A 15,686-nucleotide genomic window follows, 5' to 3' on the forward strand; every position below is an offset into this window, starting at 1 on the left:
TGCAAAAGTGCAGTCTTTTTTCGATAAATGGGCTGCTTTCCACAAAATCTTCCGAAATGAAATGCACTTTTACAGTTAAAATGCATTTTTGCGGCATTTTCGACCGGATGAACTGCACTTTTGCAGTTCATCCGGCCGGTGGCGGCGGTTCGAACAACTCCGTTCACCCCTTGCCCCTTACGGAACTCCCCACACTTACCTTACAGCCCAACCTTGGCCAAACTTCATCACCCCGCATGCCGGGCGCTCTCGCGCCGACGGCGGTACCTGATGCGGATCAGGCGCAGTCGCTCGTACAACGTATCCAGGTTGCCATTGCCGCCTTCACTGGCTTCGGGACCGTACACCTTTTGCAGCACCGGCTTCAGAAGCGTGTCCCCCAGCTCTTCGTAAGCTTGCCATACGGCCTGTTGTTCTTCTTCGGGCATGGCCTCCAGTTCGGCGCTCACCAAGTCATCGGTGTTGTAGCCCTCCTTCTCCAAGCTCTCCAGCAGCTCCACCGCATCTCGCCGCTCAATGCCCGCTCGGGTGCAAATATCTTCGACCTTCTCCCCTGCAGCCAGGGCTTCAAGCGCTGCGCGACGGACGTTAAATTTCTCCATTTCCGCCCGATATTTTACTTCCTTCTGCTTATACAACCAGGAACGGAACACCTCGTCATCGATTTCTTGGTCGACCCAATCCAGCGGGAACCCGCGCTTCCGCTCGGCCGCCCGGGTGATTTCCAACAGCTCAGCGCCGTATTCGCCAGCCTTGTTCTCCCCAACACCTGGCAGTTGCAACAGTTCCTCCACCGTCTGCGGCAGGAATACGCTGATCATACGCAGCAACCGATTGCTGGCGATTAAATAAGGCGCCTTGCGCTCAGACGAAGCCTTTCTCCGACGCCAAGCCGTCAACTCGTTGTATACCGGTTCATTGCTGTTTAACTCGCTATAACAGAACAGCTTCTGCGCCGCCATCCCCCGTCCGGTTAACGTTTCCTTCTCGTCCCAGATGCCTTCCATGATGGGGCGAAACCCTTCGCCGAGCTTGGCGGCCAATCGATGGCGGTAAACATGTAGCATCTCCGACCATGAAGCCCCTTCATACCAAAGGTCCTCCTGCTCGTCATCCGCGGTCACCTCATTCCAGCCCATCCGCCAAATCCCGTCCTCTTCTCCAATCCACACCTGGGCCCCTTGAATCATAGCCCCGCCGTCCTTCTTCTCCAGACTGTTCAAAAAAACAATCCGCATCAACCTGTCCCTCCTATAATATATTTTTCAGCTACGAAGGAGGCATTTCATCATTTCGTGCGCAACACAAAAAAGCACCTCTTCTGCGAAATTCGCAAAAGAGGTGCTTCCTCCAAACGTAACCTGTTATCCCTAATAATACCATAACAAACTAAGCTGTCAATGGATCAGATTCATTTTCCCATTGTCTTCCGTTTTCCAGTATAATAACTAGAGACAATCCGAAAAAAGGGAGGCATTACAGAATGAGCGACCCGCATCAAGAGCTTGATTTCCTGTCCGACAGCACCGAAAATACTTCGACCCGGTTCGTCACGTTCATCGGCGGATCGCTGAAGCGCTATGACCTGGCGGTCACCACAACCAATCGTTTCTATGGGAAGAAGCTGGTCACCGACCTGCACAATGGGCGCACGGCCATTCTTGGCACCGACGACCTGGAGGAGGAAGGGTACCTCGAACATATTTATAACCTGAGCGAGGAGGAAGGCACTGAACTGCGTACCTTTCTCTATCAGGTATTAGGTGAACCATACTTCACGGATTAATAGGGTCCGCTAGCGGACTGTCAAACGACACCCAACATGGCACTGATGCTGGCCATCTCCAGCTCTTCAAACTTGGCGACCACCTGCGCCGGGTTCAGCTCGAACCGACAGGTTTCCACATCGCATTCCAGCTCAATGTCACAGCGGATCTTGGCCAGCTGCCGCGAGAGATGCAGCATGTCGAGGTCCGCTTCAATTTTGGCACGGACTGATTTGGACAACTGGTCCAGATTGGCCAGGATACCCTCCACGGAGCCGTGCTCTTGCACGAGCTTCAGGGCCGTTTTCTCGCCAATGCCGCGCACGCCCGGATAGTTGTCGCTCGTATCCCCCATCAAGCCCTTCAGGTCTACGATCTGTTCGGGTCTTAGTTGCTTCTCTTCCATCAAGGCCTCCGGCGTATACACCATGTAGTTGCCGTGGCCTTTTTTCATAATGATCACGCTGGTCCGCTCGCTCACCAGTTGCAGCATATCGTGATCCCCCGTCAACACCAGCACGTCCATCTCTTGCCCAAAGCGCGCTGCCAATGTTCCGATGCAATCGTCCGCCTCATACCCCGGTGAGCTGATGTTCGGGATCCCTAAGCTGTCCATCACCTCGCGGATCATGGAGAATTGCGGGATCAGATCCTCCGGCGCGTCCGCACGATTGCCTTTGTACTCGGCAAACTGCTCCGTCCGGAACGTCGTGCTCCCTAAATCCCAACAGCAGGCGATATGCGTCGGACCAAACTTCTGCACCGCGTCCCAAAAATAACGCATAAACCCGTACACCGCATTGGTCGGAACACCCGCTTTCGTCCGCCGGATATACCCGGTTGCCGCTGAAGCGTAATAGGCGCGGAACATTAACGCCATTCCGTCCACCAGCAGAATGGTTTTTTCACTCCTTTGCACTAAATCCACGATTCACTCAAGCCACCCTTCTCGTTAAATTGACTTACCCCAAGCCTGTTCGTAGGCTTCTTCCTTGTAACCGACAGTTACCGTCTTCCCATCCGTCACGATCGGGCGCTTGATCAGCATGCCGTTCGAGGACAGCAACTGAAGCTGCTCCTCCCGGGACATCTGTGCCAGCTTATCCTTTAAGCCCATTGATTTATAAACCTCACCGCTCGTATTAAAAAACTTCTTCAATTCCAGCCCGCTGAGTTCCACCAGCTTATCTAGTTCAGCAGCACTCGGCGGCGTTTCCTTGATATGATGCAGCTCCAGTTCATGCCCTTTGGCCTGCAACGATTTAATTGCATTGCGGCATGTCCCGCATTGCGGATAATGATAAACCTTCAATTTGCTCATGTGCTTTATTCCTCCTTACCACTTTCACGAAAACTCGCCCCACGCAGCAACTCCTCCAGATTCCTCATGTCCTCCGGAAGCTCTGATCTAAAAGTCAGTGCTTCGCCGGTAAGCGGATGACGGAAGCCCAGCTCAGAGGCATGAAGCGCCTGCCGCCCGATCGCCGCATCCAGGCGGGCGATTCGTTCGCGCGCAGGTGCCGGCAACTGTTCCAGTCCCGGCATACCGTAGAACTTGTCGCCGATCAGCGGGTGGCCGATCGACGTCATGTGCACGCGGATCTGATGCGTTCGTCCTGTACCGAGACGCAGCTCAACCCGAGCCCCGTCGCCGTAGGCTTCCGTGACCTTATAATCGGTCAGCGCGGGATAGCCCGACGGGGTGATGATCCGGCGGTGGGGTTCGGCAGGGTCACGGTCGATCGGACCGGTGATCGTTCCTTCCGGCACCGCCGGGCAGCCATGCACCAGCGCCGTATACTTCTTGGTCACCTCACCGGCAATCAGCTGCTCGGAAATATGCTGGTGCACGTAGGCATTTTTGGCGATGGCGATCAAGCCGCTCGTCTCCTGGTCCAGCCGGTGCACGGGGCGGAAGCGGAATTTCTCGCCTTTCTCCTGCCAATAATACACGACGCCGTTGGCCAGCGTCCCTGTGTAGTGACCATGCGTCGGATGCACGATCAATCCCGCCGCTTTATTGACGATCAGCAGCGCTTCATCCTCGTAGACGATATCAAACGGTATCGGCTCCGGCAGGATGTCGGTTGACGTTTCCTTTTCCAGCGAGACGCTCACCGTATCACCGGCCTTCACCGGGACGCTGATATAGACCCGCTCCCCGTTCAGCATCACCCCGCGCTCGGTCAGCTTAATCCGCGACAGCAGCTTGCGGGAGATGCCCATTCGGCGCTGGAGCACGCTTTTGACCGTCCAGCCGTCCTCCGTTGCCGATACTTGATATTCAATCGGATCATAATATTCAGAACTCACTTCTTGCCAAACACCTTCCCGCTTCGCACGTATTCAATATCTGCCACCTGCTGGCGATGATTTACCATACGAGCCGCTGCGAAGAAATAATCCGACAATCGGTTCAGATAGATCAGCACTTCGGCATTAATCTCTTTAACCTGGCTCAACGTAACGACGCGGCGTTCGGCGCGCCGGCATACGGTCCGGCAGACATGCAGGGCCGAAGCCAACGGGGTTCCCCCAGGCAAAATAAATTTCTCCAGCGGCGGATTGTCCGCTTCATAACGATCAATCCAGGTTTCAAGCCGCTGTGCGAGCTTTGGCGTCACCTTGTAGCGGCTCTCCGACAGCTTGACGTAAGCAAGATCGGAACCGCAATCAAACAGCTCCTGCTGAATCTCCAGCAGTTGCTTACGAAGATCGCTAAACGTCACCTCATCCGATAAACTGACCGCTTGTCCCACAAAACTGTTCAGTTCATCGATCGAACCGTAGGCTTCAACCTGGGCATCATCTTTTGTTACTCTGCCGCCGATGACCGTGGTTTGCCCTTGGTCGCCGGAACGCGTATAGATCGACATTTGCATTTCCTCCCCGTGACATACTCTCGTATCATCTTACCATAAATCCCAGCTCGGCTGGTCATGCAACTGCTGGAACCGCAAAAAGGAGACCCGCAAAGCGGATCTCCTTCACACTTCAAAAGTTCAAAGTTCGTTAACGTCGAATAGATTTCGGAGTCGTTCTCATTGTTTTCATAAATTCATTAATTTTCAGGTCCAATAAGCTGCTGATTTCAATCACGATGTCCGAAGTAAAGGATTTTTCTTGCAGAAATAGCCGTTCCATCTTGCTGCGAAGCAAGTGAATTTCATCCTCCAGCGTTACGGCTTGCGGTGAATGCGGCCGTTCCTCTTGATCCATCCACGGGCTCATGACGCGGCCATCAGCACATAAAGCATTATTGTAAGGCATGTTGTACTCACCGCGCAAAAGAAATCCCTCCCTGAGAAATTAAAACCTTCTTCCAAAATCGAATTATACCATGTCCATTAAAATTAAAGCAATTAGAAAATGAAAGAATTGTTAATTAACCCCATTAACTCCAACTTCTCAGGCAGGGGCCTGATGGGATTCGTAAAATCAGCCTTGCTTCAATTTACGGACGAACTGCTCCATTCGATTTAACGCTTCGTTGAGTTGATTTACTCCTGTCGCATAGGAGCAACGCAAGAACCCTTCCCCGCCTGCGCCAAAAACATTGCCCGGAACTGCCGCCACCTTCGCCTCGAGCAGAAGGCGTTGAGCAAATTCCTCGGAGCTAAGTCCAGTGGACGCGATGCTAGGGAACGCATAGAACGCCCCTTGCGGCTCGTGACATTCCAGCCCGATGTCGCGCAACCCCTGAACGATCAGGCGGCGGCGCTGATTGTAGGATTCGACCATCTGGTCTTTCTCCTCCAGCCCGTTCTTCAGCGCTTCAAGTGCAGCCACTTGCCCCATCACCGGAGCGCACATCACCGTATATTGGTGAATTTTCAGCATGGCATAGATCAAGTCCGGGTGTCCGCATGCATAACCCATCCGCCAGCCGGTCATCGCAAATGCTTTAGAAAACCCGTTCACCAGAATCGTCCGGTCCTTCATGCCCGGGATTGAAGCAAAGCTAACGTGCTTCTGCCCATAGGTGAGCTCCGCATAAATCTCGTCGGAAATAACGATAAGATCGTTCTCCTCAACGATTTTTGCAATCGGCAGCCAATCTTCGTACGTCATGATGCCGCCCGTCGGATTGCTCGGATAATTTAAGATCAGAACTTTGGATTTAGGTGTGATCTTCGCCTTCAAGTCTTCAGCCTGGAGCTTAAAATCGTGCTTGGCATAAGTCTCAATTTCGACCGGCACCCCTCCCCCGATCATCGTAATCGGCGAGTAGGAGATATAGCAAGGCACCGGGACGAGAATCTCATCGCCCGGTTCGATTAACGCCCGCAGCGCCAGATCAATCGCCTCACTGCCGCCCACAGTGACGAGGATTTCGTCTTTCGGGTCGTATTTCACCTGATAACCCGTGTACAAATACTCAGCGATCGCTTCCCGAAGCTCAGGCGTTCCCGCATTGGACGTGTAGCTCGTATACCCGCGCTCCAGAGAGTAAACACAAGCTTCCCGGACATGCCATGGGGTGATAAAATCCGGTTCGCCTACGCCTAACGTGATAATATCCTTGCTCCCGCTGGCCAGATCGAAGAAGCGGCGAATACCGGAGGGTTGAATCTCGCGGACCCGCGGAGCCAAATACGATGTCATCGTTTTACTCGATTGCTCAGCACGCTGTGATTGAATACTCATAACATTACTTCCTTTACGGAGATATCAACAAACGGCGGTCTTCTTCGGGATCTTCGAAGATGATGCCGTCTTGCTTGTATTTTTTCAGAATAAAATGGGTCTTCGTCGACAACACCGACTCCAAGGTGGACAATTTGTCAGAGACAAAGCTCGCCACTTCCTTCAAGTTGCGGCCTTCAACTTCCACCAGCAGGTCATATGCGCCGGACATCAAAAATACCGATTTGACTTGGGGAAACAGGTATACCCGCTCCGCGATGGTATCGAAGCCGCGTCCCCGTTCAGGTGTAATTTGCACTTCGATTAACGCCGTCACCTTCTCGTCTTCCAGTGCACTGGAATTTACCACGGTTGCGTATTTGACGATGACGTGGTCTTCTTCCAATTCACGGATCGCTTGCGCCACTTCCTCCGCCGTTGAGCCGACGAGCGTCGCCAGTAAGTTTGCATCCCGGCGGGCGTCCTCTTTGAGGAGGTCCAGCAGTTTGAGCTTCAATTCGCTTAGTTGTTTCATCCCTCATCCTCCAGCGATGCCCCGCAGCCCTTCAATTGAGCGGTCTGCAGAACAAATTTAATACTTATATTACATGAATTTTGGGCGTCTGCATAGAAAAACCGTCCACTCCAAGTAAGGTTTTGGATTGGACGGTTAGGCTTTTAAATCGAATACGGCGGAAGTACATTCGGTTGATGCGCTTCCACGTTCGCCTGATGGGCATGAGGTGTCCACCGAGAAGTCCGCTGTTCTGTGAACTGTCGCAGCTCCTGCTTGGTTTTCTCCGCATCTTGCAGCTTCTTGTCCAACAATTGACGCGGTGCCGGTGCCGGCGCGGAGTAGATGCCTTGGTGCTTCATCAGCTCATACAGTGTTCCCTGCAATCGCAAGGTGCTGTTGGTCAACTCCGTAAACATCTGTCGAACAGCTGGGCAGGACGACTCCGTCGTTGCGGTCGTATATTCTCGTACGGTGCGGCGCAAATCAGCTAAAATCGATTTTAACAAATCGTTCTGGGGTAAGAGACCCTGGATGTCCGTATGATTCATCGGGATATTCCTCCTTGAAAGCAAATTAATTCGGGGCTGAAGAAGGAGCCGCCATTTGATGTTGGCGCAACGCATCCGTTAACAGATGCAGATGATGCTCATGGGCACGGATGTGCTCCAGCATCGCCTGTTCGATTTCAAAGTTTTGCGAGACGGCGGCCGCCGCGGCGCAAAGCTTCGTGAGCATCTCCTCGTTGGAAATGGAGTCGGCGATATAATCCAGTTCTTTCAACGACAATGGCTGCATTTGTGAGTAAAACATCAACATTCCCTCCTGATGGATGATCCTTCAAATCCTGCTGATCCCTTCTTATTCTTTTGATCCTTCTTACGGTAGTATGCCCCGCTCTAGGTACGATATGTTCGCCGTACAGGTTTTCGCCGTTTTTAGTTCTCCGCAGTTGGATATAATGATGGAATCCCCTAATCTTATATAATTCCCATGTTCGAAAGGATGAACTGGTCTTCATGAAACTACATACCGGCAAGCTTTATTGGCCTTCAACATTGCCGGATGCCCCCACCTATCCTGCGTTAAGTCAGGAACTTCAGTGCGAAGTCTTGGTTGTGGGCGGGGGCTTGGGCGGAGTGTTATCCGCCTACCTGCTGGCGGAGCGGGGAGTCGATACGGTATTGGTGGAACGGGATCAAATCGCCGGCGGAAGCACACTGGCCAGCACCGGGCTGCTGCAATATGCCAGCGACAAACCCCTCACCTCGATGATCCATACCTTCGGCGAGGAACCTGCCGTTCATTTCTATCGCCTTAGCCGCAATGCGTTGGAACGGTTAAAGCAAATCGCCTCTAAACTGGACGGTTCGGCACGATTTACGGAGCGCAGCACGATATACTTGGCCAGCTCCGAACAAGACGTGGACGCGCTGCAGGAGGAATGCGGACGACTTCAGCGTTTGGGGTTCCCTGCGGTCTGGTGGTCCGCTGGCGATATCGCAGACCGCTTTCCTTTCCAAGCCCCCGGGGCGATCTACACGAAGGGCGATGCGGAGATGAACCCGTACACCTTCGTGCACGGTATATTGCGGGAGGCAGCGCGACAAGGCGTACGCATCTTTGAGCATAGCCCGATGCATGGCAGCCAGCGCGACGAAGGCGGACGGATTCGCTGTCGCTGCGGCGACGGGACAGTAACCGCCCAGCATGTGATCTGGGCCACCGGCTACGAAGCACAGCAGTTCAAGAAGGAGAGCGGTGCTCATTTCCGAGCCTCCTACGTCATCGTCACCGAGCCGGTTGCCTCCTTGAACAGCTGGTACGAAAAAAGCCTCATCTGGGAGACAGCAAGGCCTTATCTATATATGAGAACAACGCCGGATGGACGGATTATCGCCGGCGGGCTGGACGAGGTGCTTTCCAGCGGAGAGCTGCCTGCGGGCCGAGAGATCCGACAAAGCGAGCGGCTGCTGGAAGAAATTCACAAACGGTTTCCGGATCAGGATCACCTGTCCGTCAGCTATGCTTGGGGAGCCGTGTTTGGAGAATCCCGGGACGGCCTCCCCTTTATTGGACCGCATCCTAACTTTCCCGGGTTTTATTTTCTGGAGGGGTATGGCGGAAACGGGACTGTGTGCAGCATGATCGGGGCGGAGATGATCGTGGATCAGCTGACCGGTACGCGTCGGGAGGACATGGCCATTTTTTCGCTCACGCGAACTACCAAGCCCGTGCCCACACCACCGAAATAGAGCCATCAGGCGGCTTTGGCCGCCCCTCGCTTCAACAGCCGGCGCAGGGCCAGCCAGCTCAGCACCGGAGCCCCCCCCAAGGCGAACATCAGCCAGGTGATCGTGGGCATGCGCGGAATGATGGAATAGACCGCGATGAACAACAGCGTTCCGCCCAATCGCCCTACGGTAATGCTAAGCTCGCGAAGGACAATCAGCTCCACCCGCTGCTCCACGCTTTCCGGACTGTTGCCAATCAAGTCGAAAACCGAAGAGATGACAGGTATCAAGTAAAGCGGCAAAAACAAGGACGTCCCCACCCCCATCACCATCAGGGTGACGTAATTGACCTTCCAGAGCAACGGAAGGATCACCGCCGTGATCAGCAAAGCTCCAACCAGCATCCCGTAGTAGCGTGCTGGGATTTTCAGCCATTTCCCCACCGCCCAGAAGCTGACGAGGGAGACAAGGGACGTGATCAGCGAAAACTGTCCGATCCGCCACTCCGCCGATGTGCTGATGAAGATCAGCAGATTGATCAGGAACGAAAAGACGCCTTCACGCAGTCCATGCGCAGCCGAAGCGGGCGCCGCCTGGCGCCACGGACTTCCCTTCTTCAGCATGTGTACGGGAGCCAGCCAGTGATAAGGACCTCCCGTTTTTCTTTTTTTCAGCCAGAAGCTGAGTAAGATCCCCACCCCATAAACAATTAACGAGATGGTAAAAATCAGCCGGTATCCGGCCTCCCCTTGTTTCATGGAGATGATCCAGCCGGAGATCCACGGGCCAAAAATCCCGATCACTGAACCGAGGATCCCAACCCAGCCGTTAAATCGGTCTCGCGTCTCAACATCCGTCACCTCGAAATACACGACGTTGAAGGCGAGCCAGAACAACCCCGAACCGGTTCCAAACAACAGCCCAAGCGGCCATATGTAGTCCACCGTATGTTTGCCCGTCCACAGCACCAGCAAATAGAAGATGCCCGAGACGATAATGCCGAGCCGTAAAAAGATCATTTTATCGCGTTCCTTCACCCATTTTCCGGCGATCCAAAAGACAAGTCCCAAGGCCAGCTGCTGGCTGAACGTAAACCACGCAATCAGGTTAAAATCCGCTTTGACTTTCCAGATATAGACGTTCAGGAACGTGCCCGACAAGGCGCCGGCAAGCACGAACAGACCGTTCACCGCCAGCAGCAGGATGGATTGGCTGTTCAGCTGTTTTTTCATAGATACGCTCCTCCCGGCCAAACTTCGAATTCCCCCTGTAAGATACCCAAAAATGACCGAAGCATGAGACGACAGCAAGCTTGCCAGTAATCTCCCAAACGCAAAAAAGCCCCGTCCATCAAGGACAAGGCTAAGTGCTTCCAAATTTTTTACTTATTGTCTTCTTCACCAGCAATCGTCCGAATCATGGCGATCCGGGCGTCTTCGCCCAAGAACCGGCTGACATGGAAGCACGCGGTGCAGACATACACGTTCAGCTCGGCATCCCCCGACAGAAGCGGATGGTCTCCATTGGCAGGTACAAATCCGCTGTTATCCGGAACCAGCTTCTGTTTCCCGGCATACACCATATATTCCCGGCAATGCGGACATTCCGGTACTTCGTCTTGCGCGTCAAGCAGCTTCTCCACACCAGTCTCGTACTTCAGCAAATCGCCGCCCGATGCCGTAAACGCCTCGACCCGGCGGACGCCTCCGAGATGCGAGTCGCCTTCATCCTCATCCCAGTAAAGATCATCATCCGCATCCTCATCATCCTCATCATCCTCATCATGGGAATGCTTCCGATCATGGAAGGGATGGTCGTTCTCCTCGTCTTCGAACTCTTCCTCCGAGCCCAGCGTAATATTGATCGTTCGGTAGCCCTTTAGTTCATTTTGGCAGTGAGGACATACCTCCTCCGGCCCTAACTCTTCATCCCAAACGATCTCCGTTTGGCACCATGGGCAAATCGTTGTATCCATTCCCTACTACGTCCTTTCGTTACCAAATTAAGCATTCCACAAATAAATAATGCCCGCGGCCAAAAACAGAATAGAGGCGATAAATAGCACCCTGACCAGGTTTTTCACGTCGTTCTACTCCTTCAACTGAGATCCCTAACCGATACAAGCGCCGATCAAAAAAGACACCGACACCGATACGGCCATTGCGATAAAACCAACGCTGGTGTTCCCCGCTGCAATCTCGTCGTCGATGCGAAACACCGGCGTTAAAAATTCAAACAGCAAATAAGCGGCGAACAGCAGCAAGGCTCCAACCGACGACCATATCATGAAGTCGTAAATCGAGGGATGTGCCGCCGCATAACGGATAATGTTCGCCAGTCCGAAGATTTTGCCGCCGGTCGCCAGAGACGCGGCCATGTTGCCGCGCTTGATCTCCTGCCAGCAGCGATATCTTGCAAACAGTTCGAAGCAAGAAAGAAACACAATCAATTCTAACACCGCCACGGAAAAATACCCGATCATCAGCCCCAGCGGTTGCTCCAAGATCGGATCAATGCTTTCCTTCATAGCGACCTCTCCCCTTATACCTTGAGGCGATTCGTTCTTACTTCAGCTCAGCAACCGTCACGCCAGTTCCGCCTTCCCCGTAATTCCCCAGGCGGAAGCTCTTGATATGCTTATGCTTGCGAAGATATTCTGAGATCCCGGACCGCAAAATCCCGGTCCCCTTCCCGTGAATAATATAGATCTGGCCTAAATTGCTTAAATAGGCTTCGTCGATAAATCGGTCAACCTCGATTAAGGCCTCTTCCAAATTCGCTCCACGCAAATCCAGCTCGGTGCGGACGTTCTCATCGCGCGTCCGCTTGACATTCGCGGCCGTCCGTTGAACCGGCTTGCTGGCCGGAGGCGCCGCGATCAGCTCCATGTCGTCCAAGCTCACCTTCATTTTCATGATGCCGAGCTGCACGATTGCTTCCTTGTTGCCGGAGAGCTCAACGACATGCCCCTTCTGGTTCAAGCTGTAAACCATCACTTCGTCGCCCGGTTCGATCTGCCGCGGCGGTTTGGCTGCCTTGCGGGTCGCTGCACTCTTCTTGCGGCGCTGCGGCTCGGCTTCATCCAGCTGCTTGCGGGCTGCAATCAGCTTATGCTCCTTCACGGCCGCGCCTTCTTCCATCGCGAGGCGGCGCAGGTCGCTGATAATCCGCTCGGCCTCCTGTCTTGCCTTGGCAATGATCGCGGCCGCTTCTTCCTCCGCCTTCTCCAGGCGCTTATCCCGCTGCTGCTCCAGCTTCTCCAGCTCGGCGGCATGGCGTCTGCGCAGCTCTTCCATCTCGCGCCGCAGCTGCTCGGCCGTTTCCCGCTCCTGCTCGGCCCCCAAGCGGTTCTGCTCCAGCGAAGCGATCATGTTCTCCACGCGCATGTCCTCTTCAGTCACTTCACCGCGGGCATACTCCAGAATTCGCTCCGGCAGCCCCAGCCGTTCAGCGATGGCAAACGCGTTGCTTCGGCCTGGAACACCAACCAACAGACGGTAAGTCGGGCTTAACGTCGCGACGTCGAACTCCATGCTGGCGTTAATGACGCCTTTGCGTTCATAAGCGTAGGCTTTCAACTCGCTGAAGTGGGTCGTCGCCACCATCCGGCAGCCCAACGAATGAATATGCTCCAAAATCGCGATGGCCAGCGCCGAGCCTTCCGCCGGGTCAGTTCCCGCACCCAACTCATCGAGCAAGACCAAACTCTTCGGCGTCATTTGGCGCAAAATCGAGATAATGTTCGTCATATGGCTGGAGAAGGTACTTAAGCTCTGCTCGATGCTCTGTTCATCGCCGATATCGGCGTAAATAGCATCAAATACGCAAAGCTGGCTGCCGTCTTCCGCCGGGACGAACAACCCGGACATCGCCATCAAGCTGAGCAGACCAATCGTCTTCAGCGTGACGGTTTTCCCCCCGGTGTTCGGCCCCGTAACAATGATCGTCGTGTACTGGTTCCCCAGCTCCACATCAATCGGCACGACCTGGTCAGCCGGAATAAGCGGATGGCGCCCCTTCTTCAGCTTGATGAACCCGCGGTCGTTCATGCGAGGCAGCGTCCCTTTTAACTCCCGAGCCAACCGGGCCTTAGCGAAGATGAAATCCATTTGCCCCAGTACATCTCCATCGTACAGCAGCAACTCGGCTTGCTCTCCAACCAGGGCGGTCAGCTTCTGCAAAATGACCTCGATTTCCCGTTCCTCCCGCAGCCGTGTCTCGCGCAGCTTGTTGTTCATGGCCACAATCGATTCCGGCTCAATGAACAGCGTAGCTCCGGATCCCGATTGATCGTGGACGATCCCGCCAAAATGCGCGCGGTATTCCGCTTTAACCGGGATGACGAAGCGGTCGCCGCGGATCGTGATCAGTTGATCCTGCAGCATCTTCGATACTGAAGCAGAGCGGATCATCGCATCCAGCTTCTCCCGAATCCGTACCTCCCCGCTCCGCAGTTCGCGTCGGATGCTGGCCAGCTCCGGACTAGCCGTGTCGAGCACCTCTGCACTTTCGTCGATGCAGCGTTTAATCGCATCCTCCAGCGGCTTCTGATCGCTTAAGGTATCGCTTAAGTGATACAACAGCGGAACTTCGTGATCTTCGTGCATCGTGGCAATATACCGCTTAATCCGGCGCGAGCCTTCCAGCGTCGTTGCAATGCCCAGCAGCTCATGCGGGTTCAACGTTCCGCCGATCCGAGCCCGCTTGACCGCCGGGGTGATGTCCACGATTCCGCCGAATCCGGGCGCCCCCTTAAGCCGGTCCACCTTAAACGCTTCGTCGGTGGCTTGAAGCAACCGCTTGACGTCCTCCAGATCGGTGACGGGCCGCAGCGCTTCGGCTGTTCTTTTTCCAAGTGCTGTTTGGGAAAAAGAGGACAGCTGATCTATAATTTTTTGATATTCCATGGTTTTCAAAATTTTCTCGTCCAAGTACGTTCACAACTCCCCTCGGGCTATGATCTCATTATAACGAAACCGTTCATTTTTCGCCATTTGCCCCCTTACACACATAAGAATGCGATTTACGGAACATGATAAATGCGTATAGCCAAACGTACTTACTCTCAAAAGGAGGCTATGTAACATGCATTTTCTGGGACACGTCGTGCGATTCATCGTCTCCGCCCTAGTTCTGCTGGTTGTGGGGTGGCTGGTACCGCAATTCAGCATCGGGGGATTCGGCAGCGCCTTGCTGCTCGCCTTGGTCATCGCCCTGTTGGGCTGGGCCATTGAAGGCATTTTTGGAACGAAGGTTACCCCGTTCGGGCGAGGAATCGTCGGTTTTCTTACGAGCGCGCTCGTGATCTGGCTTGCCCAGTTCATCATTTCCGGCGTTTCCGTCTCTGTGATCGGTGCATTACTTGCAGCATTGGTCATCGGGATTATCGACCTGTTCATCCCTGTCGCAACTCCCTTTGACGCTGCCAAAGACAAAAACGATCGTTAATGGCGTGTCAGGGCTAAGAGGCCTTCCTCCGCAAGTGATCCGTTCACTGCGGAAGGAACGGCCTCTTGACTTATGGGTAAAGAAGTTCAACAATTCTTCAAACCTTTAGCCATCCACCCTCTGCAAAATACGGTATGATATTCTTAAAATTGTCACAAATCTACTGTATCGCGAGGGATTATTGTGAAGAAAAGCATAGCCATCGTCGCAACATCTGTTCTCTTGTTGCTTGTTACCGCTTGCAGCGGCAGCAAAGCGGCTGAAACCAACGGCAACGCCGGGAGTAATATCCAACCGGAAGCCGAGCTGGTGATCGAAGCCAGCAACTATCAATTCGATCAAGCCGAGTACCATTTGAAGAAAGATGTTCCAGTCAAAATCGTCTTCAAAAACGCCTCTGGTAATCACGGCATTCTTGTGCCCGGTCTGAAACTGCAATTGGACCGCAAGAACGACTCCGCGGTGATCGTGCCAACGGAAGCCGGCGAGTTCGAAATGGCGTGCTCGGTTATGTGCGGATCCGGCCACAGCGCCATGATCTCCAAAATTATCGTTGAATAAACGTGTCATCCCATGCAGCAAGAGCCCGCAGCGCACCGCCGCGGGCTCTTGCTCTTGTTGCATCAAAGCGATCCTCTCGCCACTAACCTTGATCCTGCTCCAGCAATTCAATCCATTCGTTAAATTCCGATTGAAGCTTGGCGTAGTCATCTTTCAGCCGCTGGTACTCTTCATCCCGCGCAGCCTGCCGCTCCTGCTCCTTCTCCCGCTCCAGCTGCAACAGCCGGAACTGATGGGAAATAACCTCGTAACTGTCCGTAACCTCCTGCAGCTGCTCCGCCAGCTTGCGCTTCTCTTCCTCCAAGGCCTCGAAGTCGCTGGCCAAGGTGATGACGCGTTCGCTGCCAGCTGCGCTTTCCTGCTGCCATTCCTCCAGTTGCCGCTGCAGCTCAGCTTCCTTCTCACGCCAAGAGCTCAGCTCGCGTTCTGCCGAAGCCCATTGCTTGCGCCACTCCTGCTCCCGCTGCTCCGCAGCCTCGCGGTAGCTCGCCAGCTCGGCCTCCAACTCTGCTGCCAACTTGCGGCTGTCCTCAAGCT

Annotated in this window: 18 protein-coding genes and 1 pseudogene; 4 read left to right on the forward strand and 15 right to left on the reverse strand. The window is 54.0% G+C overall.

Translation table 11 applies throughout. The annotated features are described in order from the left end of the window. Window positions 1-227: 227 nt before the first annotated feature. Window positions 228-1,238 (reverse strand): HRDC domain-containing protein, encoded by a 1,011-nt coding sequence (locus RW092_RS00845; RefSeq protein ID WP_316009257.1) that lies wholly within the window; start codon window positions 1,236-1,238, stop codon window positions 228-230. A 245-nt stretch (window positions 1,239-1,483) separates the two neighbouring features. Between RW092_RS00845 and RW092_RS00850 the strand changes: the two genes are divergently transcribed. Next, window positions 1,484-1,786, forward strand: coding sequence for a DUF3055 domain-containing protein (locus RW092_RS00850; RefSeq protein WP_016312948.1), 303 nt, complete (start codon window positions 1,484-1,486; stop codon window positions 1,784-1,786). A gap of 20 nt (window positions 1,787-1,806) precedes the next feature. Here the strand turns inward: RW092_RS00850 and RW092_RS00855 are convergent, their stop codons facing one another. The 9 genes from RW092_RS00855 to RW092_RS00895 form a co-directional block, all read right to left on the reverse strand. Further along, window positions 1,807-2,646 carry a 5'-3' exonuclease gene (locus RW092_RS00855; protein ID WP_051134974.1) on the reverse strand — a complete coding sequence of 280 codons (840 nt, stop codon included), beginning with the start codon at window positions 2,644-2,646 and terminating at the stop codon, window positions 1,807-1,809. A gap of 72 nt (window positions 2,647-2,718) precedes the next feature. After that, window positions 2,719-3,087 (reverse strand): arsenate reductase family protein, encoded by a 369-nt coding sequence (locus RW092_RS00860; RefSeq protein WP_016312950.1) that lies wholly within the window; start codon window positions 3,085-3,087, stop codon window positions 2,719-2,721. Window positions 3,088-3,092: 5 nt separating this feature from the next. Further along, complete coding sequence (locus tag RW092_RS00865) at window positions 3,093-4,079, reverse strand: RluA family pseudouridine synthase (protein WP_316009258.1); 987 nt, start codon at window positions 4,077-4,079, stop codon at window positions 3,093-3,095. Further along, a complete protein-coding gene (locus RW092_RS00870; protein ID WP_016312952.1) occupies window positions 4,076-4,642 on the reverse strand; it encodes a cob(I)yrinic acid a,c-diamide adenosyltransferase in 567 nt (188 codons plus the stop codon). The genes RW092_RS00865 and RW092_RS00870 overlap by 4 nt, the downstream gene beginning before the upstream one ends. A gap of 136 nt (window positions 4,643-4,778) precedes the next feature. Next, window positions 4,779-4,997, reverse strand: coding sequence for an aspartyl-phosphate phosphatase Spo0E family protein (locus RW092_RS00875; protein ID WP_051134975.1), 219 nt, complete (start codon window positions 4,995-4,997; stop codon window positions 4,779-4,781). Window positions 4,998-5,204: 207 nt separating this feature from the next. Continuing rightward, entirely contained in the window at window positions 5,205-6,413 is a 1,209-nt protein-coding gene (locus RW092_RS00880) for an aminotransferase class I/II-fold pyridoxal phosphate-dependent enzyme (RefSeq protein ID WP_316009259.1), read from the reverse strand. A gap of 13 nt (window positions 6,414-6,426) precedes the next feature. After that, entirely contained in the window at window positions 6,427-6,927 is a 501-nt protein-coding gene (locus RW092_RS00885) for an Lrp/AsnC family transcriptional regulator (RefSeq protein WP_009226690.1), read from the reverse strand. Between the two features lie 143 nt (window positions 6,928-7,070). Beyond that, window positions 7,071-7,457, reverse strand: a complete 387-nt coding sequence (locus tag RW092_RS00890; protein WP_016312955.1) for a spore coat protein — start codon at window positions 7,455-7,457, stop codon at window positions 7,071-7,073. Between the two features lie 25 nt (window positions 7,458-7,482). Continuing rightward, window positions 7,483-7,725 (reverse strand): hypothetical protein, encoded by a 243-nt coding sequence (locus RW092_RS00895; RefSeq protein WP_371859545.1) that lies wholly within the window; start codon window positions 7,723-7,725, stop codon window positions 7,483-7,485. 200 nt (window positions 7,726-7,925) lie between these two features. On the opposite strand from RW092_RS00895, the gene RW092_RS00900 reads away from it, so the two are divergent. Then, the gene (locus RW092_RS00900; protein ID WP_316009260.1) at window positions 7,926-9,161 is read left to right on the forward strand and encodes an NAD(P)/FAD-dependent oxidoreductase; all 1,236 of its coding nucleotides are present in this window, start codon (window positions 7,926-7,928) and stop codon (window positions 9,159-9,161) included. Between the two features lie 5 nt (window positions 9,162-9,166). Here the strand turns inward: RW092_RS00900 and RW092_RS00905 are convergent, their stop codons facing one another. From RW092_RS00905 to RW092_RS00920, 4 genes are all read right to left on the reverse strand, one after another. Continuing rightward, entirely contained in the window at window positions 9,167-10,372 is a 1,206-nt protein-coding gene (locus RW092_RS00905; protein ID WP_028538191.1) for an MFS transporter, read from the reverse strand. A 149-nt stretch (window positions 10,373-10,521) separates the two neighbouring features. Beyond that, window positions 10,522-11,115 carry a hypothetical protein gene (locus RW092_RS00910; protein ID WP_316009261.1) on the reverse strand — a complete coding sequence of 198 codons (594 nt, stop codon included), beginning with the start codon at window positions 11,113-11,115 and terminating at the stop codon, window positions 10,522-10,524. Window positions 11,116-11,250: 135 nt separating this feature from the next. Further along, on the reverse strand, window positions 11,251-11,667 hold the full coding sequence (locus RW092_RS00915; RefSeq protein WP_009226695.1) for a DUF350 domain-containing protein: 417 nt from the start codon (window positions 11,665-11,667) through the stop codon (window positions 11,251-11,253). A gap of 37 nt (window positions 11,668-11,704) precedes the next feature. Beyond that, entirely contained in the window at window positions 11,705-14,071 is a 2,367-nt protein-coding gene (locus tag RW092_RS00920) for an endonuclease MutS2 (protein ID WP_016312960.1), read from the reverse strand. Between the two features lie 154 nt (window positions 14,072-14,225). Between RW092_RS00920 and RW092_RS00925 the strand changes: the two genes are divergently transcribed. Continuing rightward, on the forward strand, window positions 14,226-14,588 hold the full coding sequence (locus RW092_RS00925; RefSeq protein ID WP_016312961.1) for a phage holin family protein: 363 nt from the start codon (window positions 14,226-14,228) through the stop codon (window positions 14,586-14,588). Window positions 14,589-14,771: 183 nt separating this feature from the next. Further along, on the forward strand, window positions 14,772-15,149 hold the full coding sequence (locus RW092_RS00930) for a cupredoxin domain-containing protein (protein WP_016312962.1): 378 nt from the start codon (window positions 14,772-14,774) through the stop codon (window positions 15,147-15,149). Between the two features lie 82 nt (window positions 15,150-15,231). Here the strand turns inward: RW092_RS00930 and RW092_RS00935 are convergent. Further along, window positions 15,232-15,686, reverse strand: a pseudogene (locus RW092_RS00935) (cell division protein ZapA); the annotation flags it as partial.

It is taken from the genome of Paenibacillus sp. 3LSP (assembly GCF_032465655.1).
Taxonomy (GTDB): Bacteria; Bacillota; Bacilli; order Paenibacillales; family Paenibacillaceae; genus Fontibacillus; species Fontibacillus barengoltzii.

Bases quoted from the DNA above. Each gene is read 5' to 3' on its own strand.
- RW092_RS00845 (WP_316009257.1), bottom strand. From the start codon at position 1,238: ATGCGGATTGTTTTTTTGAACAGTCTGGAGAAGAAGGACGGCGGGGCT.
- RW092_RS00850 (WP_016312948.1), top strand. From the start codon at position 1,484: ATGAGCGACCCGCATCAAGAGCTTGATTTCCTGTCCGACAGCACCGAA.
- RW092_RS00855 (WP_051134974.1), bottom strand. From the start codon at position 2,646: ATGGCGTTAATGTTCCGCGCCTATTACGCTTCAGCGGCAACCGGGTAT.
- RW092_RS00860 (WP_016312950.1), bottom strand. From the start codon at position 3,087: ATGAGCAAATTGAAGGTTTATCATTATCCGCAATGCGGGACATGCCGC.
- RW092_RS00870 (WP_016312952.1), bottom strand. From the start codon at position 4,642: ATGTCGATCTATACGCGTTCCGGCGACCAAGGGCAAACCACGGTCATC.
- RW092_RS00875 (WP_051134975.1), bottom strand. From the start codon at position 4,997: ATGAGCCCGTGGATGGATCAAGAGGAACGGCCGCATTCACCGCAAGCC.
- RW092_RS00880 (WP_316009259.1), bottom strand. From the start codon at position 6,413: ATGAGTATTCAATCACAGCGTGCTGAGCAATCGAGTAAAACGATGACA.
- RW092_RS00885 (WP_009226690.1), bottom strand. From the start codon at position 6,927: ATGAAACAACTAAGCGAATTGAAGCTCAAACTGCTGGACCTCCTCAAA.
- RW092_RS00890 (WP_016312955.1), bottom strand. From the start codon at position 7,457: ATGAATCATACGGACATCCAGGGTCTCTTACCCCAGAACGATTTGTTA.
- RW092_RS00895 (WP_371859545.1), bottom strand. From the start codon at position 7,725: ATGTTGATGTTTTACTCACAAATGCAGCCATTGTCGTTGAAAGAACTG.
- RW092_RS00900 (WP_316009260.1), top strand. From the start codon at position 7,926: ATGAAACTACATACCGGCAAGCTTTATTGGCCTTCAACATTGCCGGAT.
- RW092_RS00905 (WP_028538191.1), bottom strand. From the start codon at position 10,372: ATGAAAAAACAGCTGAACAGCCAATCCATCCTGCTGCTGGCGGTGAAC.
- RW092_RS00910 (WP_316009261.1), bottom strand. From the start codon at position 11,115: ATGGATACAACGATTTGCCCATGGTGCCAAACGGAGATCGTTTGGGAT.
- RW092_RS00915 (WP_009226695.1), bottom strand. From the start codon at position 11,667: ATGAAGGAAAGCATTGATCCGATCTTGGAGCAACCGCTGGGGCTGATG.
- RW092_RS00925 (WP_016312961.1), top strand. From the start codon at position 14,226: ATGCATTTTCTGGGACACGTCGTGCGATTCATCGTCTCCGCCCTAGTT.